Below are 23,433 nucleotides of genomic sequence, written 5' to 3'. Positions count from 1 at the left end.
TAAATCAAACTTGTTTTCCTGCCGCAATGCGTGTTAAATTTTCAGATGTATCATAGGGCTAATAAAACTAATACTTAAGTAAATCAAAATAATTAACTCAAAAAAGTTGCAATAATAATATTTTATATTTATTTGCTAATGACTATAAACTTAATCTGTTTAAAGATAATTAACAATATACTTTTAGATAAAAAATCAAGAAAAAATACATTAGTAGTTAATCAATATTTGTGCTAAGACCATGAGGAAGAAGAATGAGTAATGCGCTTTCTATCGCTGTTGTCACAGCAGTCATCAAAAATTTGCTGGAAAATGGTCTAGTTGGTGATGCGATCGCATCTAGTGTCGGAGATGTACTAGTAAGTGCCATTCCCCCAGATAAAATTCAAGTGGGAACAGATGAAAGAGCGCAAATCAACATTTTTTTATATCATGTCACCCAAAATCGCAATGTTGATTGGGTATCCCCGGAATTTCGCGATCGCTATTCGCGCCAGGGCGATAAAGATAAACCGCGCTCTACAAATCCACCCCTAGCCCTGGATTTACACTACTTATTAACCGCTTACGGACCGAAAGATTTTCAATCAGAAATTTTACTAGGTTACGCAATGCAATTGTTGCATATATCACCCATAATCAAATCTGAAATAATTGCAAGTGTCTTAAAAAATGCATTTGAAACCAGTACCTCTAGCGTGTTTTCCCAAGCTCTTGCGGGTGTATCTGTATCTAATTTAGCTCTGCAAATTGGACAGATTAAAGTTAGTCCAGAATTTCTCAGCATGGAAGAAACTTCTAAAATTTGGTCTCTTTTACAAACAAATTATCGACCTTCAGTTACCTATAATGCATCGATGGTATTAATTGAAAGTGGTGGTAATTGACTACAAGGCTACATCATTTCCTGTTCTCCACCTCCTCCGCCACCACCCATAAAGCTATCAGCAACACCACCTAACATACTCCCTGCCATTCCTCCTAAAGGACCCATCATTCCGCCAACGGCTCCACCAAGACCTGACATCATGCCTCCGCCACCTTGTTGTTGACCGCCGCCGCCCATCATACTGCCCAAAGCTCCTAAACCACCCATCAATAAGGGTAAGAAACACTGCACGGGTTCGGTGCTGTTCTGGACTGGTGGAATTGTCTTGAAGTTATTACCAGTTGCCCCAGGAACCTGGACTGGCTCGCCTTTTGCGGCTTTGGCTCCTAAGTTATCTGCTTCTGTTTCTAAGCTAGGGTCAGCGTTGATCGGCGCACCTTTGCTTTGCTGCGGTACAGCCACTCGTCCGGCTCTTTGCTGCACTACATGAGTAAGTTCGTGTCCGAGTAGCGCTTGTCCGGAAGCACTTTGCGGGTTGTATTGTCCGGGAGCAAAGTGAACATTATTGCCTTGGGTAAAGGCTAAAGCACCCATTGATTTAGCTTGAGGGCTGTCTGTATGAATACTGACATCGCTGAAACTACTACCGAAAGAATTTTCCATTTTTGACCTAACAGGTGCAGGCATGGAACTGCGACCAGAGGATGAATTTTGATTGCTCTGGTTTTGTTTTGTAGGTTGAGCAGATTCGGACTTCATTTGGCTGATACTGTGACCAAAGCGTTTTGCCTGCTTTAGTTGAGTATTTAATGATTGCTCGTTATTTGACTTATTTTGTACGGCAAATCCACGATTTTCAAATTGATGATCTGGGGTTGCTGTATTTGTTGGGGTAGACTTTTTTTGGAGAATTTGAGTACTCATAGTTTATCTACTCGTATAAGTGTTTTATTTGTACTCTGGTTGGAGTGTTGGCAATTGCAAATTCTTGTAAGAAAATGTTTTAAAAGTATCCGGCGGTTGAAACCGCTACTACACAGACAAAGTCCACCTGCGTGGACTAATATATTTGTAACCCGCGCAGGCGGGTTTTACTTGTGTAGCCGCGACTTACAGTCGCCAAATATGGACTTTTCAAACATCCTCTAAGCAAATAAGTTACAACTACAAAAGATTATAGCTTGATTGATTTATCGGAAATCTTGCTAAAGATTAGACTAAAGTATAGTTTTTGATGTTGATTTATTTTAATTGCTGTTTTAATGTTGGAGGTATTTTAAGATGCATCGCTAAATTTGCGATCGCAATCGGGCGTATTGCATAGCTTCGCTAAAGCAAAGTTAAATTTAAATCCAGAAATAAACAAGGTAGAGAAAAATTAAGGTTTTCGACATTTTCCAGAAATCGAGAATCGCAGAATCTGAAACTATTTTATTTTAATTTAATTTATTTTAAATATATGCAAAATAAACTTTATATCCCAACTAAAAATCCCCAAAAGCTCTCATCAACTTTATCTCACACTCCGGTTCAAGGAATGTTTGAATCGCGATCGTTGATAGTACAGCACAAACAAGGCGATAAAAGGCAACCTAACTTAAAAAAATCGTTGATCCAGGCAGAACGTTATGGTCATCACCTCCAGCATAGACATTCTAATCAACAAAACAAAATACAGCAATTACCGATTCAACAGAAAACATTAGTGATAGGAGGACCAGCAAACAAGAAGAAAAAGACTACTACTCTTAACCAAATTGCTGACCCTAACCACCCTAGCCACGACCAATATATAGGAAATGCTTACGCATACGTGAGTAGTCAACAGGATCAACAAGACGATAATCGACCAGAAAATATCATCAATGGTAATAATTCCCAAGCAGTAAATAACACTGCACATCATCGTCAAAATCCGCCACTTAGGATACCCGATAAATTTGGTGCAAGGGAAGCAAAAGGATGGAAAAATTTACCGAAGCGAATGCTTGGTAGATTAAAAGGAACACCAAAACATGGATCAAGAAAAAGTTATCAACCCCAAGGTGCCGAAACACAGTATTTAAACAACTTAAATCAGAACGAACCCTTGAATATAACTGCTCACGGAACTGCGTCAGGAAAAATAGGAGGATATAAACCCAAGAAGCTTGCTAACTTACTGATGAAAACCGGACTGCAACCAGGACAGCAAGGGACTATAGATTTACGTGCTTGTCAAAGTGCGGTACCTGGAAAAAACCACAAGAAATCTCCAGCTTTAAAATTAGAAAATGAGTTGAGAAAACGCGGTGTAAATATGAATGTCAGGGGATTTGAACACTTAATTCAAGCAAATCAGTTAGATGAAATTAAGCCTAATAATACGACACAACCCGCAAACCTAGTAGATACTTCACTAGAAAGAAAAAGATTAGCATTTATAAAAAATGCCACTAGTTAGTTAGTTAGATTAAAGCATAGTTTTGTATCATGAATCGCCAAATTTACGATCGCAAAAATCAACAAAAGACATCATCCGCAACTACTTTAGATTGGGGAGTGCCTCAAGTGCGTCCGTTTATTACCCAATTGAAAATGCGATACGCAAAGCGTCAAGCCTCCGGCTTATCGCATAAACCCGACTTAAAAACATCTCTAAACCAAGCAGAAACTTACGGTCATCATCTCGGTAAAATTCAACTTGCGAGTGTTTCAGATGGTACACCAATACAAATGCTATCTGCAACAGATGAAGAAGATAAGCAAATGTCAGGTGTGCTGGAGGTAAGTAAATTAACTGATAATAAAGAGGTTTTGCATAGAGTTTTGCTCGTTGAAAATCAGTTAAAAAAATTAAATAACAATCATAAAAAAGATTCCACAGGCATTATTAACCCAATAGAAACATCTACATCAAAGAATAAAGACAAAGAAAAATCAGATGTGCGATCGACATCCCCAGCCGCACATCAGGTTTCCGAGAACAAAGCGACAGAAGATAATTCACCTACTCAAGACCCAGAAGTTACAAGATTATTAAATAAAGCAAGTAAGAATAATTTACCGGGGTTGGATAAAGTTACTCAAGATCAAGAAAATATCGCTCCTTCTACCTATAATCAAGATAAAAATACTCCACCTCCTAAAGCCGGAACAAGCAGTCAACTTTTAGCTAAAAAAGCAGCAATGCATTTATTAGAAAATAATCAGGAATTTACTACCACCCAGCGTGCAGTTGAGAAAGTTCCTTTGAAAGATGCTAAAGCTAAAGATAATCAACATCAGGTAAAATTGAAAAATGCTGCGGAATTAGTTCGCGACCAAGTAATTAAGGATGATAGACAAGTTAAAGAACACCTGCGAGGCAATTTTAATTTAGATCCAGAAATCGTCGCCAAAGAAGGTGGGGAAGAGTTGATTTTGCAGAAAGTGCAATGAAAAATAAACCAAAAAAGTATGTGTATACGTTAGGCTCAAGATAAATTCTTTGGATGATATTATGACTTATACCCCACCAAAACTTCTTACTTTCGAGGAATTTGTCACTGAATATGCTGATAATCCCCGCTACGAACTTATTGATGGAGAATTGCGTGACATGGAACCAACAGGTCTGCACGAAACTGTTTCAGGTAATATTACAGGTCGAATTTTTATTGAAATCCTCAAAGCGTCATTAGATTGGATAGTACCAAAAAGTTGCTTAATCAAGCCACCTGCTGCCCAAGCGACAGCACTGCGTCCCGACGTAATAGTTTTGGATAACGAACAACTCAGGTTTGAACCTTTATGGCAAAAAGAGCCGATTATTTGCAATGGTAGCACTATCAAACATATTGTCGAAGTAGTAAGCACTAATTGGCAAGACGATTATGCCCGTAAAGTTGAAGAATATGCATTTTTAAATATTCAAGAATACTGGATTGTAGACTTTTTAGGATTAGGAGGTTTACAATTTATTGGTAAACCAAAACAACCTACTTTTACGGTTTGTCAGTTAATTGGCGATACATATCAGCAACAACAATATCGTTTAGGCGAAAGTATAACTTCTTTCGTTTTCCCAAATATACAGCTTAAACTTGATGACATAATACCACGTTATAGCTAATCAGCTTCTTGCTTCAAATTTACAACAATCATATCTAAAAGAGTTTGTAATATTTGCCAGTCTTCTGGTTCATCAACCCAATCAATAAGTGTTTGCTCGCAAATTAGTTGAACGATTGGGTGATCGGGGTTGTTGCGTGCATTTTGTAGCAGTTGAATTAAATCCGTGATGCTATTGTGTTTTTCTAAGCGATCGCGAAGTCGGAAAGCTGAATGCTCCGCCATCTGCGGTAAATAATCTTCCCATCCCTCTTCTAGTTCTTCTGCTAAGTAGTAACAGCCGAATTCTTGTTTAATTGCTTCTTCAATTTTGATATTGTTTTCCATAAGTTAATCTTTGTGGTTATTTTAAATTGGGAAATACGTCAAAGGTCGCCAAGTTTTAGCGCTCGGAACATATTCGTAGACGATTTTAGCTTTATTAAGAGGCTGGGAATTCATTTGTATTTTGGTTACTGGTTTTTTTGTGTTTGGATCTTTGATATTTTGCCCTGTTTTTGGATCTTTTTGCTTAATTTTTTCTGCTTGAACACCAAAACCGTTTTTGCGGTTAGTGGAAACTTCAACTGCATGTCTAGCTGGCTGACCTGTTTTTGGGTTTACAAAACCACTTGTTTGGAATTCGACATTACCTTGTTTTAGTGCTTGATTTAAAGCTCGGTGTCCACGACCGAGTGCTTCAGCTTGAGCTTGAGGAGAAGTAAAGCGTGATGATTTAGTAGTTTTTGGCTCGGTTTGTAAACGGTTTACCAGGTCAGCGTCTGTCCGTTGATGACCGTGACGTTGATTTCCGTGACCTTGGGTTGACCTTTTCACTCCTGCTTGTTTTTCTTGGTTACTAATAGGTTCTAATGGTTGGTCGGAATTTATAGCTGTTGTTTCGGCTCTATATCTACTTGTATTTGCTCTCGTTTTTTTCTGTTGTATTACAGATGAATTTTGATTATTCTGGTCTTTTGCAGATTGAGTCTGCTCTAACTTGATTCGATCAAGATTATGACCAAAGTGTGTTGCCTGTTTTAATTGAGTTTTTAAATCTGTTTGATTATTATCTAACTTATTTTGTACGGCAAACCCACGACCTACCAACTGATTCGCTGAGGCTGCTGTATTTGTTAAGCTATAGTTTTTCTTCAAAAATGCTTGAGTAGTGGTCATTTAACTACTTTCACTAAGTATTCAACTCATATTCTGGTTTGAGTTTTCAAATCACAAATTGACAGAATGGGATAATTTTATGCGCCAATAACTTACAACTATAACGGAATTATATCTTAATGAATGAATCGAAAAACTTGCTAAAAATTAGACGAAAGTATAGTTTTTTGTCAGGTAATACAGCGATTCAAATTGCGTTGTTCTTCAACCAAAGTCTACCTGCGTGGACTCGAAATCTATGTCTTTTTTTATATTAAAATGGAGATTCCTAGAAGTCTAAAAAAATCAAAACTTAGACATAATCATTTTTTTTGGGGTCATATTTGACATGATTCCAACCACCCTTCCCATCAGATTCACGCAGTTTATGAGTCCAAGGAGCGCGGGGATTAAAATCTGGATTGCGAACATCAAAATGTGATGGATGACTTCCGATAGATGGGCTGGGACTCTGATATCTATCAGTTTTAGAGCCGCTTGCAGCAGAAGCTCTTGCATCTTCTAATCCGTGATAAGAACTTGTTTCTTTGTTATGTTGTTGATTAGCTTTTCTGGTTTGTTTGTGACCAATTGTATTCCAATGTTGTGCTGCATCTGGCTTGTGTCCCATCACCGTGTTGCTATGTCCTTGCACTATCTGCGGTTGAGCGGTATGGGTAGGAGAATGTACGTAGAATCTTCTACTTGGTGAATACAGCCAATCTTTTTTAGTCCTTGATGGATCTTGTGGGCTGACTGCGGCTTGCTCGTACAAAGGCATCATATTACCATGATCGTGAGATGGATTTTTATATCCTGCTGCTTCTCGTCTGCTATGTGGTGATTTCCCGCTAGGATTCGTATTTATTGTTAAGTTCGGTCTTTTCCTGACTCTGTTAGTTTGTCCGGTGGAATTTCCTGCTGTTGCGGGATTTTGTTTCCTTTTCCGAGCTAATTGAACGGGTTTTTCTATCTCCATTTTTGGCTGTGAAACTTGCGGTTTTGAAACTCGCTCAAGGTGATGACTGTACTGTTCCGCTTGGATTAAAGATTTTTTTAAATCTGGTTGCTCCCCCTGAGTTGCCTTTTGTGTCTGCATTACAAAAGGTCGTGGCTGAAACCTTCCTTGCGCTGGAATTGATAACTGTGGTTGTTTCGGGCGCTGATTTTGATGATGTATTTGGTTAGTCATAGTAATATTCAGGCTAACTTAAAATTATAAATATATTTTCCTAAATAATTTCTCAAAAAAATTATACTTTGGTCTAATCTTTTGCATTATGCAGTTTCTCATCTGTTCCGTCTTGACTTGACATATTAGTTTTTTGTTTTTTTAATTTTTATTAGAGTTTGAATTCGTGATCGCAAAAGTCAACAAAAAATCTTAAATAATCAGAGATTTTAAATATTGGTTCGACAGATTATTCCTGCATATGCTGTGAATACGCTAAAATTTAATTTACAAATTTCCAAATATTTAAATAATCAGGAAAAATGATGGCTGAACTAAAATTAAGCTCAAAGTATCCAGATTCACTTAGACAAATTATTCAAAGTGCTTTGTCAGAAAGATTATATAGTATTGAGGCTGGGATTAAAAGGACAGAAGAACGTCTTCAGGAGTTTGAAAATAAGTATCAATTATCGACTGAAGAATTTCTGATCCGTTTCAATAATGATCAATTAACCCATAATTTTGATTTTGACGAATGGATAGGAGAATCTCGAATGTTAGCACATTTACAAGAAACACGAGAAGCCGTAGAGGAGGTTAAGTTTGTTAATTGAACTTTATTTCCAGGAAGTTCATGATTTAATTCAATCTTATGATATTGTGGCATCATTTAATATTGAATATGAAAAGAGAGGATTTTATGAAGGTTTTATTCGAGCAATAATCAATTTGAAAGATAACTCATTACTATATGTACGGGAATTTGTTTATGTTGAAATTATTATAGATAGAAAAATGTATAGTTATCAATATATCGATACTGAGAATAATTTAATTTTCCGCTATGACAATACTGAACACCATCGTAAACTAAATCTTCCTAACTTTCCTCATCATAAACACGATGGAAGCGAAAATAATGTATTGAGTTCAGATGCTCCTTTTTTAGCTGATGTCTTAAAAGAAATAGAGAGAAGACAAAGTTGATTCTAACAGGTGAAAGTGCAAATATTCCTAAACTTTTGTCAAACCCAACTTTTCACCTCAGTATCCGTCAACGTCCGCTCCAACTTGATATACTCGCTCTTAGCTGCCTGCAACATACAATTCATCGTTATCGAACTCCCCGCATCAGCGGCTAAAAACGCTGCATTCATGGCAATACTGCGAATATTACCCCCCGCAACATTTAACTGTCCCAATTTCTGATAATCTAAACCTTCTTTGGGTGCAGATGACGGAAAAATCCGCCGCCAAATTTCTGCTCTTTGAGTAGAATCTGGAAATGGAAACTGGACGATAAACCGGATACGACGCAAAAATGCTTGGTCTAATGAACTTTTTAAGTTAGTTGTTAATACTGATAACCCCCGGTAGCTTTCCATTCTTTGCAATAGATAACTCACTTCCACATTAGAATGGCGATCGTTGGAATCTTTAACTTCAGTGCGTTTACCAAACAAAGCATCGGCTTCGTCAAATAGTAGTATCACACCTCCTAACTCTGCCGCATCAAATACCCTACCCAAATTCTTTTCCGTCTCCCCGATATATTTACTAATTACCGCACTTAAATCAATCCTGTATAAATCTAATCGTAGTTCCTGAGCTAGTACTTCCGCTGCCATTGTCTTACCCGTACCGCTCAAGCCAGCGAATAAGGCACTAATTCCCAATCCTCGCTTGCTTTTGCCTCCAAATCCCCACTCGTCATATACTTTGGCTCGCTGTTTGACTTGCAACGCAACATCTCTGATCACCTGTAGCTGTGATTCTGGTAATACCAAATCTTGCCAATCCGCAACCGAATCAATCCTTTGGGCTAAATCATCTAATTTCGGACGAGCTTGAGCGCGGCAGGTATCCCAAAGCAGATGATTGAAATCCCTTGTAACTTCTGAGTGCCGTGCTTGCTGCCACTGGACGGAAACTTGCGAACAGGCTGCTTGAATTACAGGGACGCTGAGATTAAATTGAGACACTAAATTACTGACTTGAACATTCATCGATGCTGATGTTCCATTCAAAGCCTGCTCCCAGATAGTGTACTGTTCGGGAGTTGTAGGACGTTCGACATCAAAAACTAAGGCTGGTCTTAAACGCGATCGCCGACGCTCGGTAGTGGTAATAATGATCGGAGAACGCATCCATTCACACAAATAAGTAATGGTGGATTCTTTATTCGCGTCTACCCCTTCTAAATCATCGCAGTCCATTAACAGAGCGCAATTCGCTAAAAGCACTTCTCGTTCCCAAAGTTGTTTAAACTGACTGACTTCAATGGAAGTAGTTGGTAAAGCGTGTACCGCGATCGCGTACAAATTTAGCTCTAAACAGTCACAAGCAACGGCTGCAATCGGACGTTTGCTCGCAACTTCATTACCACATAATTGTAATATTGGCAACTTAAGATAATCATAAATGTCTACCCACCAAGCAGCTGTCATTTTCTCCATTAACTGCAAGTGAGTTGCAACTAATTCCTCTGTGACTGTTACAGGTTCAACAATTGCCAACAAACGTTCATCAAGATGCTGTACCCCCATTAAATAATGCAGTATTCGCTCATCAATTCGTAACGGACTGCTGATTAAATCGCTTCCCGAACCGACTTCGATTAACTTCCAGCGACGTAATGCACCTGCGGGAGTCAAAGCGTTCCAATGCAAATTGTCGAGAATGGCGATCGCTAAACCAAAAGTCGGATATTTGCGTTCTGCATTTCCACAAGCAGCAGCACAAAGAATGGAAAAACTAGCATCAAGTTCTACACCAGCACACAACAACAGCAAATTCCGTTCAAAGTCACTTAAATTAAAAATACTACAGAGTCTATCTAATGCAGATGATTCCGAGGATGTATTAGAGTTATCGATCGGAGAATCGTCTACTAAATTTTGTGTTGGACTTTCATCTACAATATTTTCTTCTAGTAAACTTGGGTCAGCGTGCTTCAGTAAAATTTCCCTGAGTTTAGCCAAGGCTACCGTCATATACGTATGATTATCAACGTGCTGATGGCTGGTAGTTGTAGTATCCATTATTGAATATTTTTATATTTACGGTTTAAAATCCTCAATAAGAATAAATATCTATGAATTCAACCGACTAAATTTAACTTTATCATTTGTAAACAAAAAACGGTTAGCTTCCGAACCAATCATAACTATTGTGGGGTTGGCAAAAAGACGGGTTTTAAAAATAGAACCGTACTTTTCATATCGTTTATCTGTGAAATCCGAATCTTTTAAAAAGCTGATTGTTTCACCAATGATGGGTAAGCCAAACTTACCGGGAGGTAGAGGTAGTATTTTAGGATTAGTAGTTGTCATAAAATAACTTTCAAAATGGATTTTTTTATTTTTTGCAACTTAATCTTGTAACTTAAACACTTCGGAAATCAACATGGTAAATACTCCCGAATTATCATATTCAGCCGTCAGTCTTTTGTATTCGTAAGTGCTGACTAGCTTACCAGTTACTATTTTAAATTCTTCTCCAATATTTAGCTTTTCCGGCAGATTAACAACAATATTATCTGGTAAAAATACTGTCTGATTTTTTTTATTTGTTGGCTCTAATACAAACTCTTGATTTTCTGTTGAAGCCAATATTTGTAAATTACTATTCATAGTCTCTTTGCGTCCGCTCCACTTCCCAGATTTTTCTATTCCTACCTCGGCTGGTATACTAGGAAAGCTATTTAGATGCTCGCGAATAGTTGTAATTCTTTCCAAATCGCCGCTCTCAGTATAAACACTAACTACACTAGTCCGCCAATCTTGATATCTAAAAAATAACTCTATAGCAAATTTGTTTCCCGATTCCAGTTTTTTTGATACCACAGCATTTTTATCTTCACCAAAAGATATTGCTCTCGTAGACAGAAGTGCTGGGTGAATGACTCCATCTAGTTGATTACAAAGGTGTTTTTCAAGCTGCCAACTTTTTTCTAATTCTGTTCCATCAGGGTAACTGTATTTATTAGTATGAGTAATCAATGTATTATCTTCATTCGATTGAAATTGCCTAACAGCTTTAAATGAATTCAAAACTTTTTTATCTGGAGAATACATCATCCATATTCCGTGCCAAGCAAAACCTTCCGTGGTAATATGTCCAAATAAATTTTCCCAGTTTTTATCTTGTACATTCATGATGTTTTCGATTGAGAAATTAACTAAATAAAGTTTGTAGTAAGAGTTTTAACTCTTAAAACTTGTAACCAATTCCTAACGTTACTCCAGTATCAGTTTCATCAAAAAAGCCGATATTTACTCCAGCAGTAGCCGTAAATTCATCTGACAAAGGTACATCCACACCACCAGTAAGCAGTAATCCCACAGAGCTATCATCATCTGTAGAAACTGCTGCTCCCCCTCCAACATAAGGAACTGCAATTATTCTGGGTTCTTTAAAAATTGTGGATGATTTGATGGGAAAGTCAACTGTTACAGGTAGAAGAAATACAGCTTTGTCACTGATAGTAGCAGCAGGACGAAAAGATAAGTTATTTGTTATACCAATTTTACTGAAGATAGTAAAAGCATTTTCACCCAAAGCTGTATCTCCACTCAATCCAAAATTACCACCTATACCGATATAGTTTCGAGCAGGTATTGGTTCAGATATTGGAGTTAATGTTGGTTCAAATGTTGGTATTGGTTGTGGTTGTGGTTCAAATGTTGGTATTGGTTGTGGTTGTGCTTCAAATGTTGGTATTGGTTGTGGCTGTGATTCAAATGTTGGTGTTGGTGTTGGTTGTGGTTCAAATGTTGGTGTTGGTGGTGGCTGTGGTTCGAATGTTGGTGTTGGTGTTGGTTGTGGTTTGAATGTTGGTGTTGGTGTTGGTTGTGGTTTGAATGTTGGTGTTGGTGTTGGTTGTGGTTGGAATGTTGGTGTTGGTGTTGGTTGTGGTTCGAATGTTGGTGTTGGTGTTGGAGTCGGAGTTGGAGTTGGAGTTGGAGGCTCTGGTGTTTGGATAGGTGTTGGTGATTCTGGTGTTTGGATAGGTGTTGGTGATTCTGGTATTGGGATAGGTGTTGGGGTTGGAGACTCTGGCTGAGGTTGCGCTATAGATATTTTTAAATATGGCTCTATTGAAATAATAATAATACTGCTGAAAACAATTAAGAAAGCTTTAGGAAACAGCAATATAGAATCAATAAAGGTGTTTTTATTCATTGTAATTAGCTAGTTTGAATTTAAGAAAAAGTTTGATTAATAACATCAAATAAATATTTACAAATCTCAGCATTGATTTATTTATTAATCAAAAAATGTATGTCTTATGTAAAAAATAATAAATTTTTTAAAATCACCAATTATTTAATAAATTATGTTTAAATTTTCACCTTAGTTGCAACAAGTTTTCCTATTATCTAGCGATTTGCCTTCATACCAAATAGTGTTTTCACGTGAACCGTCTTGAGATATGCAGGTTCCTTGACCATCAAACATATTATTTTTAAATTCTCCTATATATTGACAACCATTGTTATAAATATATTTACCTATACCTTCGTAAAGACTATTCTTGAATTGACCTATATAGGTATCCCCAGTTTTAGAAAATAGAAAAGTTCCTTGACCATGAAATTGACCTTCTTGAAATTGTCCTTGATATTTGTTACCACTCTTGGAAAAAATTAATATTCCACAACCGTGATACTTCCTATTTTTTATTTCTCCATAATACCTATGGTCTTGATTATCAACCTCCGGTTCTTTAGTTAAAAAAGATTGTAAATCTGTTTCCGAGCAAGCAAGCTGCACATTAGTATTAGTTGTGAGTTGTTTTGAACAAGTCATAAATAATAAGCCAATTCCAAAAACTAGACTCACTAAAGCTCCAACACCAATCAAAAAGTTGTGGTTTGCTAAAGAAGTAATAGATGATAACTTCGTTAATCCTTGCATTGCTTCACCAGCACTTTGATAGCGTTCTTTAAAGTTCGAGCGCACCATTTTATCTAATAAATTTGCAAGTTTAGGGCTAACTGAAGCCTTATCTTGCCAAATTACTTCAAAAGTTTCTGGGTTTTTCGGTAGCTCTTGCGGTCTAATTCCAGTTAATGCATAAATTCCTAGCATCCCTACTGCATAAACATCGCTAGCTAACTTGGGATAACCATTAAACTGTTCGCTAGGCATATACCCATTAGTACCAGCAATTACCGAAACATTGGTTTGCTCTTGAGAATTGATTTTTAATTGAATTTCTTTGATAGTTCCAAAGTCTATTAATATTATCTTGCCGTCACTCTTACGACGCATTAAGTTTTGTGGTTTTATGTCTCGATGAATGATATTTTTGTGATGAATAATTGTTAATACTTCTAAAATTTCGTTTAAAAGCTGCGTCACCTGAGCTTCATTTAACTTATTGCCAGGAAAAATTTCTTGGCTCAAATCGTGTCCATCAATATATTCCTGTACTAAATAAAATTCACCCCCTTGTTGAAAGTGAGCAAAAAGTCGGGGAATTTGATTTAACTCATTTCCTAAGCGGTATAGGGCTTTTGCTTCCTTGTTAAAAAAAGCGATGAAGGCTTGGAACTCCTCTGGGTCTTGACTTTGACGAAGATTTTTGACGACACATAAAGGATGGTCTGGTAAATCTAAATCTTCAGCTAAATAGGTGATTCCGAAGCTACCGCTTCCCAATTGCTTGATAATTTTATAGCGATCGCGCAGTGTATGACCGGGGAGCATTGGATTTAACTATAAATAAAATAAATTATTGGAACATTTATCCATCTCAGGTTGCTATATATAAACAATTCCTCCAATCCGTCAAGAGAATTGTAATTTGAAGTTGCGGGAAAAAAAATCGACTTTTGGCTAGTTTTTACAGGCTTTATGGGGTAAGGGAGGAATTAATTGCGACAAGTCGGGGAACCATAGCCGAGCAGTGGTTTGGCTACACAGGCAAAACTCGCCTGCGCTGATTATATCCACGAAGGTGAACTTTGTTTGTGTAGCCCCAGACTTATAGTCTGAGGGTAGTCTGGAAATATGATTACCATTTCCCCGAATCATCTTCTTGTTGCAAACCGATTAATTGACGACGTTTCCAAGCGTAAGAAACAAGATTAATTCCAAATTCTTGAGCAGTGCGAATTGCTAATCTTGGCATCGCTAATTCTTGATCTAATCCCCAAGCGGATGCTAAATCACCTGTAATTAAAATCACACCTCCACCAGTAAATATTTCAATCGCTTTTCGATCAACAATTGGCAAAGCTGCAAATAAAAAAGGTCGTGTTTTTAAGGGATGATCTCGTTTTAATTCTTTGGCATTTTTTAAAGGAGTTCCTAATTGTTCGGCTAAAGCATGAGTACTCTGAATCAAGGCTTCAGCATTTGCTGGTGCATCAACTAAAAGTATTCCTCCTGTCTTTAAATAATTTTTCAGTGATTCAAGTTCTACAGTATTTAAAGATAATGCTTGTTGACCAGTTAGATATAGTAAATCGTATTCTTGCATATTATCTGCAAAACTTACTTGTCCTGGTTCATAAAGTCCTCTCAAATAAGGATATAAAGGTTCAATTGATTGCAAGAAGTAAGTTAAATTAAAGAAATTACGCGCACATTCTGAATCACTATGATTTACCTGTGCCATACTTACAATGGCTTGCGGACGCGCTTGTGCTTGTCGGCGATAACGCAAATCTATATTGTTATAACCAGGAAAAAAAACATCATCAGGTGGAGTAATCTCTTTTTGTCCGGGTTGTAAAAGTATGCGACAAATTTCTATTTCGGAAATCTCAGGTGTCGAATTTCTTTGGTCAAACCGATAAGCTTCTGTGACAATCTCTCTAGAGTTGCGCGATAAGCCGGAGGCTTGACGCTTCGCGTAACGCAATTCATCCGGGTCTACATAACTAACAGTTAAATAAACCATAATCGGTTCAGTATTAGCAACTTCTAAATCAACGGGAAAATCAAAAGCTGCGGGTACAACGATTAAATTACCACCTAAATCTATGGCGATACCGGGCTGAATTTGCACCCAACGTCCATCTCTATACTTAGCCTCGACTTTGCTAGGTGCAGGAATATCTCGCACTCCTAAACCGCAAACAATACCCGGTTGATTTAAACATTGATAATGAGTATTTTGTCGCGTGCGATGGTAATTATGTGCTTTGTGCCAGCGTTCGGCATTTATCAGCAAACCATCAGCAGCTTGTAAACGTTCAAATGGTTGAATTGGGGGTGAAGGAAAAGGGTGAGACATAGAATTTTGGATTTTAAATAAATCTTAATTTGTAATATTGATTTTGTAGAGCACTGCTACGTCTTTTATGGTTCGCAGAAAAACGAATCATTGCTACGTCTCTTATGGTTCGCAGAAAAACGAATCATTCACTTAATTATCAGAATTTTCTATATATAAATCGTAGGTACAAAAAGCAGGTTTTTCTTGTTCGATAATTCTTCTGATTAATCCTTCGTGTATAGTATTTGCTTCTTGCTGTCGCAACTTGACTACAAAATGATATGCTTGTCCTCCTCCTAATACAGCATTTCCCAGTTCTGCTTGATTAAGAGTAAAACTATTACCTAAAGGTTCAGTAATACTAATGTGTTTATCATCTTCGTTTGGTATGTCTTCATCTAAGCTCAATCCAGTATATAAGTGTAAATAAAGACGCAAGCCTTTACGAGTTCCGCGCCATCGGTATAATTCGATTGCACGACGAATTAAACGACGCTGCTGTGGTATTTCCTGTACTGAGTCAAATTCCCAACCAACCCAGTAAGCTAAAAATGGTAATAATGTTTGTGGTGCGGTTAAAGAGTCAATATTTGCCCACATTACATTGAAACTATCAACGACTGGTTGATAAGTTTGTTCAAAAATGTTCATGAAGCGACCAATAAAGTCTACTTCGCGATAGAGAAGCGGTAAAAACTCCATGTACAAAGACCAAGGACGTATAAATATATTAAATGCGTCACTTGTCTCGATTTGTTCTTGCTCTGTACCTGGATTTAGATGTAAATGAACCGAACAACGAAAATTAAGCTCTAATCTATCTTTTCCTGGTGATATTGCTTGCTGGTCTTCAAAGAAACTGGCAGGAATTTGAAAATAAAGCACAGCTTGCATTTCTTCTCTAGGTAGAATTTCGCTGCCTTCCGTACCAATTTGACACCACTCTTGAGGAAAGTTACCTTCAACTCTAAATCTCAACTCCAGGGCATTCTCAGTTAAGTTTTTTACCTGCACAATCATTTCGCTTGGTTGTCCGGGATGCATTAACAAACTGTTCCCAGTAACTACATCAAAATCTGCTCCTGTAAATGCCAAAGCTGCTCCCGGTAAAGCTTCGGGAATTTGCATGGGGATTAAGTCTATTTTGACATGATTAGAGGTTAAGCGACTTTGAATCATGATTAGGAGTTAGGAGTTAGGAGTTAGGATTTGTAGTAGCATTGCTACGTCTGTACGGGAGTTAGGAATAATTAACGATTGAGAATGTTAACTACGTGATTAGAGCGTAAATTGTTATCAGACCAAGAACAAATTAAACCTTGGATTCCTGGGTCTATGACGCGCTCTGGTGAAGGTTGCCGTCTCCATGTGTCTCCTTGTTTACGTATGGGAAATAGTAAAACTGGACCTAAATAACGCACACCTTGGGATTGTTGCAGTAATGCCACGATATCTGATTCATAAAGTGGTCGTCCGAATGCCCAGCCTTTTCCTTCAATTCCTCCAGTTAAAGGATTTAAATATTTATACAGTGAAACTCGGATAGTACGTAGAATTTCTTCTCGTGCGAAGGGGTTATCGTAGGCAGGTTCTAAACCGATCTCAGTCTGAACACAAACGCCCATGTATTCTGGTTGTTGTAGCTGTACTTGAATTCCTAATAATCTTCTTTCGTCTAAATAACGCGAAATTTTTTCTCTGAGTGCGGGACTCAGTTCAAATTTATCGGGAGATAAACCTTGTCCTTGGGCAATCGCGTCTGTGTTGTAATTAGGCACTATCAATAAACTAACTGTACCCGGTTGGCGATTCACTTCTGCGGGTAAACAGCGGACTCGAGCCACTGCTCCTTGTCCAGCAATTTGAGTTAGGGCTTCAAAATCTTCAACTGTAACTGCGCGATCGCGAGAACGTAAAATTCTCGGCGCTTTAATAATCGCTTGTTCGAGTGATTCTGCATCTGCTCCATTGATGGCATCTTGATGGTTAATTACACTCGCAACGTAGGGAACGGCAGATTTCAAAAACTGGAGCGATCGCTCTTGGACGTTACCTTGTCTACCTCCTCCTGTACGGTAACAAACCATTCTAATTTCGGCACCACGAGGGGGAAGCGCACCATATTGATATTCCAGATTGCTATCTAAATCGCTTTGAACAAAGGTATCTTCTGCTCTTGGATACTGAATGCGCGAACGAACTTCTGTTTCGCTTTTTAATTGACTAGGTTCGCGAATCAAAGGACCAAACTGAACTGTACCGAAGCACGAATCTATGACATAGTGAAGGCTTTGTGAATTAGAATCGGCAAAATCTCTGACTTCTTGCCATTTTTGAGGTAATCCATTGGTCGGAATCACTAAAATATACTCAGACTCTCGACGTTGCAATACTGGTGGTTGTTGAAGTTGAAAAACTTGCCCCGGCTGACCACTACTAATACCCAAACGTTCATCTTTAATTAGATTACTTTGACTTGCACGGACAGTACCACCAACTGCTTTGACTCCTAAACCTATAATTCGTGGAGGACGATTATAACCGGAATTATTCGTGTCTAAGGGAGTCAGTAAACAGCGAATCCAGCGACCTCGATAAGATATAAAATTAGTGACAGGCCAATTTTGCGGTAAATGTAGCCGTACTTCCGTTCCTTGTTCTGGGTTACTACCTTGTTGAGCAATTTCGTAAAAACTGAAACCCCGTGTTTGATCGTCTACTTCTTTTAATAAAATAGGTTGCCATTCTTCTCCATCCCAAGCTTCCCAGCGGCGCGGTGGTTGGTTCGGATTAATACCAGTAGGTGTAGCAGAGGTGCCTTGAATAGTAATTTCTAAAACATTGCCATCGAGGGGGTCATTAGAGTTAATCACCAAGTAAAAACAGTTACCTGGTGATGGTTCATCTTCAAATAATGCTTGTTCGCTACCTTCCCAGAATTCGGATTGACGATTCCAGGTATTAGTTATTCTGTCTCTCAAAGATTGGGGAATTTCTTCTACAGTTGATGCTGTCAAAAGATGTTGTAAACGAGGTTTAGCGATAATTAAAGCAGAATCAGTGCTAAAAGTAATAGCTTCTTGCGTTTCAGTTCGTACCGTCGAAACCTCAATTCCCGCTGGGATTGTGTAAGTTTCCGGCAAATCGGAACTTAAATAAAAAGTTAAATTCGTCCGTGCGGGTGCGGGTGGTTGGAGACGGATGCCCAATAATTCGAGAAAGGCGACATAATTTTTACGCGGTACTTGATTAAACCTCAGTAGCATTTGGTCGGTTAACCAAGCAAACAGTTCAATTAGGGTAATTCCAGGGTCACTCAGATTGTGATCTGTCCATTCCGGACAGTAGCGAGGAATACGCATAATGCATTCCTCCACCAAATCGTCAAAAGTGCGATCGTCTAAATTAGAAGTAGGTAAATTTGGTAAAAAGTCAAATTCCACAGTACGATTTTAGATTTTGGATTATAAGTGGCTGTAGAGACGTAGCACTGCTACGTCTCCCGACATTTCCAAGAAAAACGAACCATTCAAAATTAATGGGACAAACCACTACTCTGCCGAAGTTAAATAAAAAGGATAAACAAAACTATAAAGGTCGGGATAATCTTTGAGTTTGTATTTAACAATAATGTCAACTTTGCCAAGTATAGGATCGGGTTCCGCACGGACATAATCAAGGGTGATGCGCGGTTCCCAAACTTCCAAAGCTTCTGTTACATACATCCGAATTTGCAGCAAGGTATCGCTATTCAAAGGAGCAAAGGCTAATTCTGACAAGCGACACCCAAAGTTCGGTCGATATACCCGTTCACCTGGACTAGTACGAAGAATAATCCAAATAGATTCTCTGACTTTCTCGTCTTCACTGCTAAACGTTATGCCACCCTGCACATTTAATTGCAGTGGAAAAGCCCAACCTTTACCTAAATAATCTTGCTGCTGACCATAAACCGGGTCTGGCATTGTGGCACTCTCCGCAGTAGATACCATATATATCTAAAATATTAGGGCAGAAGATATAAACCTATTCGCCAAAGGTCGAGTTTCTTATCTATGGGATTGGTTTAGGACCTGTTATTGGTGTAGTCATTGTAATTGGTCCCAGAGTAGTAGTTAATGTCATAGTTCCAGCGGTAATCGCCAAAAGACCGGGTGTAGTAATCGTGATGGCTCCAGTTGCGGTCATACTTATGGCAGCACCTGACATCATACTCATTGCAGCACCTGACTTCATGGTCATTGCACCCCCTGCTGTGGTATCGATTGCTGTGGCTCTGGAAGTAATCGCAGCTGTGGCAGTATTGCTTATTGTGGCATTAGCTTTAATGCTGATACTGCCATCAAGGTCATTAACTAATATTTTCTGTCCTCGCGCTGTTTTTATTTCGATAAACTTTCTGGTGTCATTAATACTGATTTTGTTTCTACCTTTTGTTTCGATATATATACCTGTGTAACTCCTAGCTTTATCTTCATCTACAAACTGTAATTGATGTCCAATACGGGTTTTTAAGGTTCGCAGACGAACTCGACCGCCAACTACGCTGTCTTTTACAGAGGTTGGTGGTGTATCTTGTCCGTTCCAAACTGTACCAATAATATAAGGTCGGTGAATATCACCATGTTCAAAACCAACCAGCACTTCATCGTTTATTTCTGGTAGCCAATCTGTACCGCGACTGGAACCTGCACCAATTGATACCATCCTTGCCCAGTAACTCTCATGTTCTTCAGTCAGGGTAGGAAACTTAACTTTGACTCGACTCAACCCTTTGGGGTCTTGATTATTGGTGACAATTCCGACCAAAAATGTTTGACCTGGTTGTAAACGTGTTTGCGGTGATATGGAGTTGTATAAATTACCAGAACGCAAACCTCGGACGCTAAATTCTGTGGTATAAACTCGCTGGCTGTAAAAGTGGCGCGTGTCAGTAATGTAGTACTTGCCGCTAAAGCGATCGCCCATCTTTTGTAAACTTACAAACCTACCTGGTCGAATTTTGGGATTACCCTCTGCTTTCGCGTCTGCATAAACAAATTCTCCTCCTAATTCATCACATAAAGCTTGAGCCATTACATCTGCTTCTTTAGCAGTAGCAACGGGTTTGTCTACAACAGTCATTAATGGAGGTTTACTGATATTAAATTTGTTACTGCTGTTACTTCCTTTTAGATTACCAGTGTCAGTTATTACCTTCTCTGCTTGAGCCTTGGAGGTAATTAGTTTTTTCTGTTGGTAGTCCCAACTACGTACCTCAACTGCACTTACTTGTTCTGCACTAGTAACGCGAGTACTGAAACTACTAATTTCGTCTAGCCATTTCAATTCTACGGCTTCTTGAGCTTCCGGTTTCCGAAAGTTAATTTTGCCATCTTCAATAAAAAGCTCAAAGCCAATACGAGCCGCTCTTTCTCGCAAAAATTCCATATTAGTTTGATTTTCTTGAAAAACATACTCATGAGCATTGCCACTTTCGTCTATTTTTCCCAGTTGTATACCGACTTCTTGAGCAACTTTGCGTACTATATCGCTATCGGTATTATTCAAGAAAGAGCGATTTTGCCGTCCTCGATGCAGCCGATGCGAGGTATCGTAACCACGAACTATGATCGGTGCTTCAGATTTCTGATTAAAATGAACTTCAATTGCTGTAATTTCACCGTCAATTAAATATCCTTGTTTTTCCAGCTTAAAATTTTGGTCTTGGGTAGTACTAGAAATAAATCCTAACCTGACTTTTTTACCGATTTCAAATACTTTTTCATGTCGCCAAGGTTGATATTGAGATTTATCATTGGTAGGTAAATAACTGTTGTGAACTACCAATGTAAACATTGCTGGTAAATGCAAACTTTCTTCAATGGTAATTTGCATTAAATCCTTGATTAATTCAGGAGTTGCTTGTTGTCCTCCTATTTCAACTATAGGTTTAGATAAATAAAGACTTTCTTGTGCCATAATTAACCTTAAAATTTTAAATAATCTTGAAGAAATCGAAGAAGCAACTCTACTAAGACATTATTTTCTTCGACCTCTTCGACCACCTGGATTCTGCCCTTGACCACCTGGATTCTGCCCTCGACCACCTGGATTCTGTCCTTGACCACCTGGGTTCTGTCCTTGATCTCCTGGAAAAAGAGACGCACTTTGAGGACTATTTTGTCGATTTTGTCCTTGAGAAGCAGATTGAGTTCCTCCTGGGAGGTTATTTTTATCTACTTCTTGTAATGAAATATCTACCATTGCTCTAACTGGTGTTCCATCAGTAAGAAACATATTTAGGGTATAGGTTAAGCTAACCATTACACAGTAAAAATATTCATCTTTCCATACAAATGTATAAACTGGAGGACGTGTATCAGGTTTATTTTCAATAGTTTCAACTCCTTTTTTAATAATATTTATATACGTCATTACAGACTCTTTTGTTTCATATGTATCAAAAATTAATTGTTTTAGAGTAAAATTATAAGGTTCAACACCTGAGAAGTTAATTTTTGGTAATAAAGTTGTTCCTCTATTTCCCGGATGTTTTTGCCAGTTAACAGATCGAGTAAAGCTGATTTCGCTAGGGTTAAACATCAGTTCAATGTCTGGAGCTTCACCGTTATAAGCTTTGAGTTTAGCTTTTTCGAGTTGAGGTTGAAGTTTTTGAGGAGTAATGACTTTATGACTTGGCATTATTAATTGTTCTCCTTATTAATCTAAAATTACAAATCCAAAATCGTATTACCAAGGTAAACGACCTGTAAAAATACCTTGACGTTCTTTTTCAATTTCTAGTTGTTGCCTTAGTCTTGTATAAACTTCACGAGCAAGCGATTCGAGAGCTATTTGATCATCTTCTTTTGAATCAGAAGACATATTTATAGTTTCAGTTACTGGTTTTATTTCAGTAGATATATCATCTTTTACTTCACCACCTTTAGCAAATCCTTTAGGTAAATCATGTTGTTTTGTCAAGGAATTCTGCGAATTCTGCGAATTAAATGATGATTTTGAATCATGAAAAGGTTGATTATGTATAATATGATTTTTATTATTAGGTTCTTCAAAGTGGTAATTATCGTTATTTGTATTGATTAATTCTTCAATATTTGACCAATTTGAAGGAGTTTCAAAATTAGTATTAGAAGATGTATTCGTATTTGCTTTTTTAAAAATTAAAGGAGGTGATGAGTAGTTGTTTGATGATATTTTTTTGTGAAATGTATCATTACTTTTAGATTGAGAAGAATTAAAACTTTGATTGTTAGTAAGCGATAATCTTTGTTTTGTAATATCTAATCCCAGAGATGGAGAAATTAGAGAATTAGTCTGTTGTTTTTGCTGAATATTAGATGTTGAATCTGGGAGATTATTTTCAGATGTACCACCATTGTTGATATGTTCTAAAAGAGGAAGATTTTTCTGTGCATCTTGAGAATTTACTACAAACTCCCCAGGTGTCAACCGAGCAGGTACAGTATCTGAAGCCGCTATGGGATGATTATCATCAGCTTTTAACTGTGTTACCTGTGTCTCAGGAATAAAAGCTTGAGGTGTTTCACTCGTTGTTGATGCTGATTGTGTTGGAATAACTTCTAGATTTTGAGAATTGGATTCTTTAATTTGAGAAGATTCACTCGTTGCTGATTTTAACTGTGTTGGAATAACTTCTGGATTTTGAGAATTGGATTCTTTAATTTTATAAGATTCACTCGTTGCTGATTTTAACTGTGTTGCAATAACTTCGGGTGTTTGAGAAGATTCTCTCGTTGTTGATGCTGATTGTGTTGGAGTAACTTCTAGATTTTGAGAATTGGATTCTTTAATTTGAGAAGATTCACTCGTTGCTGATTTTAACTGTGTTGGAATAACTTCTGGATTTTGAGAATTGGATTCTTTAATTTTATAAGATTCACTCGTTGCTGATTTTAACTGTGTTGCAATAACTTCGGGTGTTTGAGAAGATTCTCTCGTTGTTGA

At 37.8% G+C, this 23,433-nt stretch carries 22 protein-coding genes; 6 read left to right on the top strand and 16 right to left on the bottom strand.

Annotated features, from left to right (window positions below):
• Window positions 1–254: 254 nt before the first annotated feature.
• Window positions 255–887: a Pvc16 family protein gene (locus IQ247_RS20910; protein WP_193923051.1), complete on the top strand. Its 633-nt coding sequence runs from the start codon at window positions 255–257 to the stop codon at window positions 885–887.
• Between the two features lie 8 nt (window positions 888–895).
• Here IQ247_RS20910 and IQ247_RS20905 read toward each other — a convergent pair whose 3' ends face one another.
• Window positions 896–1,753: an eCIS core domain-containing protein gene (locus IQ247_RS20905; RefSeq protein ID WP_193923050.1), complete on the bottom strand. Its 858-nt coding sequence runs from the start codon at window positions 1,751–1,753 to the stop codon at window positions 896–898.
• A gap of 535 nt (window positions 1,754–2,288) precedes the next feature.
• Between IQ247_RS20905 and IQ247_RS20900 the strand changes: the two genes are divergently transcribed.
• The 3 genes from IQ247_RS20900 (at window position 2,289) to IQ247_RS20890 (ending at window position 4,922) form a co-directional block, all read left to right on the top strand.
• On the top strand, window positions 2,289–3,272 hold the full coding sequence (locus IQ247_RS20900; protein ID WP_193923049.1) for a hypothetical protein: 984 nt from the start codon (window positions 2,289–2,291) through the stop codon (window positions 3,270–3,272).
• A 29-nt stretch (window positions 3,273–3,301) separates the two neighbouring features.
• Window positions 3,302–4,249 (top strand): hypothetical protein, encoded by a 948-nt coding sequence (locus IQ247_RS20895; RefSeq protein ID WP_193923048.1) that lies wholly within the window; start codon window positions 3,302–3,304, stop codon window positions 4,247–4,249.
• A 61-nt stretch (window positions 4,250–4,310) separates the two neighbouring features.
• Window positions 4,311–4,922, top strand: coding sequence for a Uma2 family endonuclease (locus IQ247_RS20890; RefSeq protein ID WP_193923047.1), 612 nt, complete (start codon window positions 4,311–4,313; stop codon window positions 4,920–4,922).
• Here IQ247_RS20890 and IQ247_RS20885 read toward each other — a convergent pair.
• The 3 genes from IQ247_RS20885 to IQ247_RS20875 all read right to left on the bottom strand — a co-directional run bounded on the left by IQ247_RS20885 (window position 4,919) and on the right by IQ247_RS20875 (window position 7,250).
• On the bottom strand, window positions 4,919–5,248 hold the full coding sequence (locus tag IQ247_RS20885; RefSeq protein WP_193923045.1) for a hypothetical protein: 330 nt from the start codon (window positions 5,246–5,248) through the stop codon (window positions 4,919–4,921). The genes IQ247_RS20890 and IQ247_RS20885 overlap by 4 nt on opposite strands.
• 21 nt (window positions 5,249–5,269) lie before the next feature.
• A complete protein-coding gene (locus IQ247_RS20880; protein WP_193923044.1) occupies window positions 5,270–6,079 on the bottom strand; it encodes a hypothetical protein in 810 nt (269 codons plus the stop codon).
• A gap of 292 nt (window positions 6,080–6,371) precedes the next feature.
• Window positions 6,372–7,250 carry a hypothetical protein gene (locus tag IQ247_RS20875; protein WP_193923042.1) on the bottom strand — a complete coding sequence of 293 codons (879 nt, stop codon included), beginning with the start codon at window positions 7,248–7,250 and terminating at the stop codon, window positions 6,372–6,374.
• Window positions 7,251–7,552: 302 nt separating this feature from the next.
• Between IQ247_RS20875 and IQ247_RS20870 the strand changes: the two genes are divergently transcribed.
• Both IQ247_RS20870 and IQ247_RS20865 read left to right on the top strand, forming a co-directional pair.
• Window positions 7,553–7,846, top strand: coding sequence for a hypothetical protein (locus IQ247_RS20870; RefSeq protein ID WP_228059924.1), 294 nt, complete (start codon window positions 7,553–7,555; stop codon window positions 7,844–7,846).
• Window positions 7,836–8,219 carry a toxin-antitoxin system TumE family protein gene (locus IQ247_RS20865; protein WP_193923041.1) on the top strand — a complete coding sequence of 128 codons (384 nt, stop codon included), beginning with the start codon at window positions 7,836–7,838 and terminating at the stop codon, window positions 8,217–8,219. Before IQ247_RS20870 ends, IQ247_RS20865 begins: the two co-directional genes overlap by 11 nt.
• A gap of 38 nt (window positions 8,220–8,257) precedes the next feature.
• Here IQ247_RS20865 and IQ247_RS20860 read toward each other — a convergent pair whose 3' ends face one another.
• From IQ247_RS20860 to IQ247_RS20805, 12 genes are all read right to left on the bottom strand, one after another.
• Window positions 8,258–10,273, bottom strand: a complete 2,016-nt coding sequence (locus IQ247_RS20860; protein ID WP_193923040.1) for an ATP-binding protein — start codon at window positions 10,271–10,273, stop codon at window positions 8,258–8,260.
• A gap of 51 nt (window positions 10,274–10,324) precedes the next feature.
• Entirely contained in the window at window positions 10,325–10,564 is a 240-nt protein-coding gene (locus IQ247_RS20855) for a hypothetical protein (protein ID WP_193923039.1), read from the bottom strand.
• Window positions 10,565–10,603: 39 nt separating this feature from the next.
• Window positions 10,604–11,389 carry a DUF3598 family protein gene (locus tag IQ247_RS20850; RefSeq protein WP_193923038.1) on the bottom strand — a complete coding sequence of 262 codons (786 nt, stop codon included), beginning with the start codon at window positions 11,387–11,389 and terminating at the stop codon, window positions 10,604–10,606.
• A gap of 55 nt (window positions 11,390–11,444) precedes the next feature.
• On the bottom strand, window positions 11,445–12,416 hold the full coding sequence (locus IQ247_RS20845; protein WP_193923037.1) for an outer membrane protein: 972 nt from the start codon (window positions 12,414–12,416) through the stop codon (window positions 11,445–11,447).
• A 171-nt stretch (window positions 12,417–12,587) separates the two neighbouring features.
• On the bottom strand, window positions 12,588–13,946 hold the full coding sequence (locus tag IQ247_RS20840; protein WP_193923036.1) for a protein kinase domain-containing protein: 1,359 nt from the start codon (window positions 13,944–13,946) through the stop codon (window positions 12,588–12,590).
• A gap of 307 nt (window positions 13,947–14,253) precedes the next feature.
• A complete protein-coding gene (locus IQ247_RS20835; protein WP_193923035.1) occupies window positions 14,254–15,480 on the bottom strand; it encodes a DUF4159 domain-containing protein in 1,227 nt (408 codons plus the stop codon).
• 132 nt (window positions 15,481–15,612) lie between these two features.
• Window positions 15,613–16,641, bottom strand: coding sequence for a phage tail protein (locus tag IQ247_RS20830; RefSeq protein ID WP_193923034.1), 1,029 nt, complete (start codon window positions 16,639–16,641; stop codon window positions 15,613–15,615).
• A gap of 71 nt (window positions 16,642–16,712) precedes the next feature.
• Window positions 16,713–18,905: a putative baseplate assembly protein gene (locus IQ247_RS20825; protein ID WP_193923033.1), complete on the bottom strand. Its 2,193-nt coding sequence runs from the start codon at window positions 18,903–18,905 to the stop codon at window positions 16,713–16,715.
• A 108-nt stretch (window positions 18,906–19,013) separates the two neighbouring features.
• On the bottom strand, window positions 19,014–19,454 hold the full coding sequence (locus tag IQ247_RS20820) for a gp25 family contractile injection system sheath assembly initiator (RefSeq protein ID WP_228059923.1): 441 nt from the start codon (window positions 19,452–19,454) through the stop codon (window positions 19,014–19,016).
• Window positions 19,455–19,515: 61 nt separating this feature from the next.
• Window positions 19,516–21,423 (bottom strand): VgrG-related protein, encoded by a 1,908-nt coding sequence (locus IQ247_RS20815; protein WP_193923032.1) that lies wholly within the window; start codon window positions 21,421–21,423, stop codon window positions 19,516–19,518.
• 60 nt (window positions 21,424–21,483) lie between these two features.
• Entirely contained in the window at window positions 21,484–22,146 is a 663-nt protein-coding gene (locus IQ247_RS20810; protein ID WP_228059922.1) for a CIS tube protein, read from the bottom strand.
• 48 nt (window positions 22,147–22,194) lie between these two features.
• On the bottom strand, window positions 22,195–23,433 hold a 1,239-nt coding region (locus IQ247_RS20805; protein WP_193923031.1), incomplete at its 5' end, for a hypothetical protein.

The organism is Plectonema cf. radiosum LEGE 06105 (assembly GCF_015207665.1).
GTDB classification, from domain to species: Bacteria; Cyanobacteriota; Cyanobacteriia; order Cyanobacteriales; family Nostocaceae; genus Rivularia; species Rivularia radiosa_A.
The sequence above is the reverse complement of the archived record's forward strand: the minus strand, read 5'-3'. Positions and strand labels throughout refer to the sequence as shown.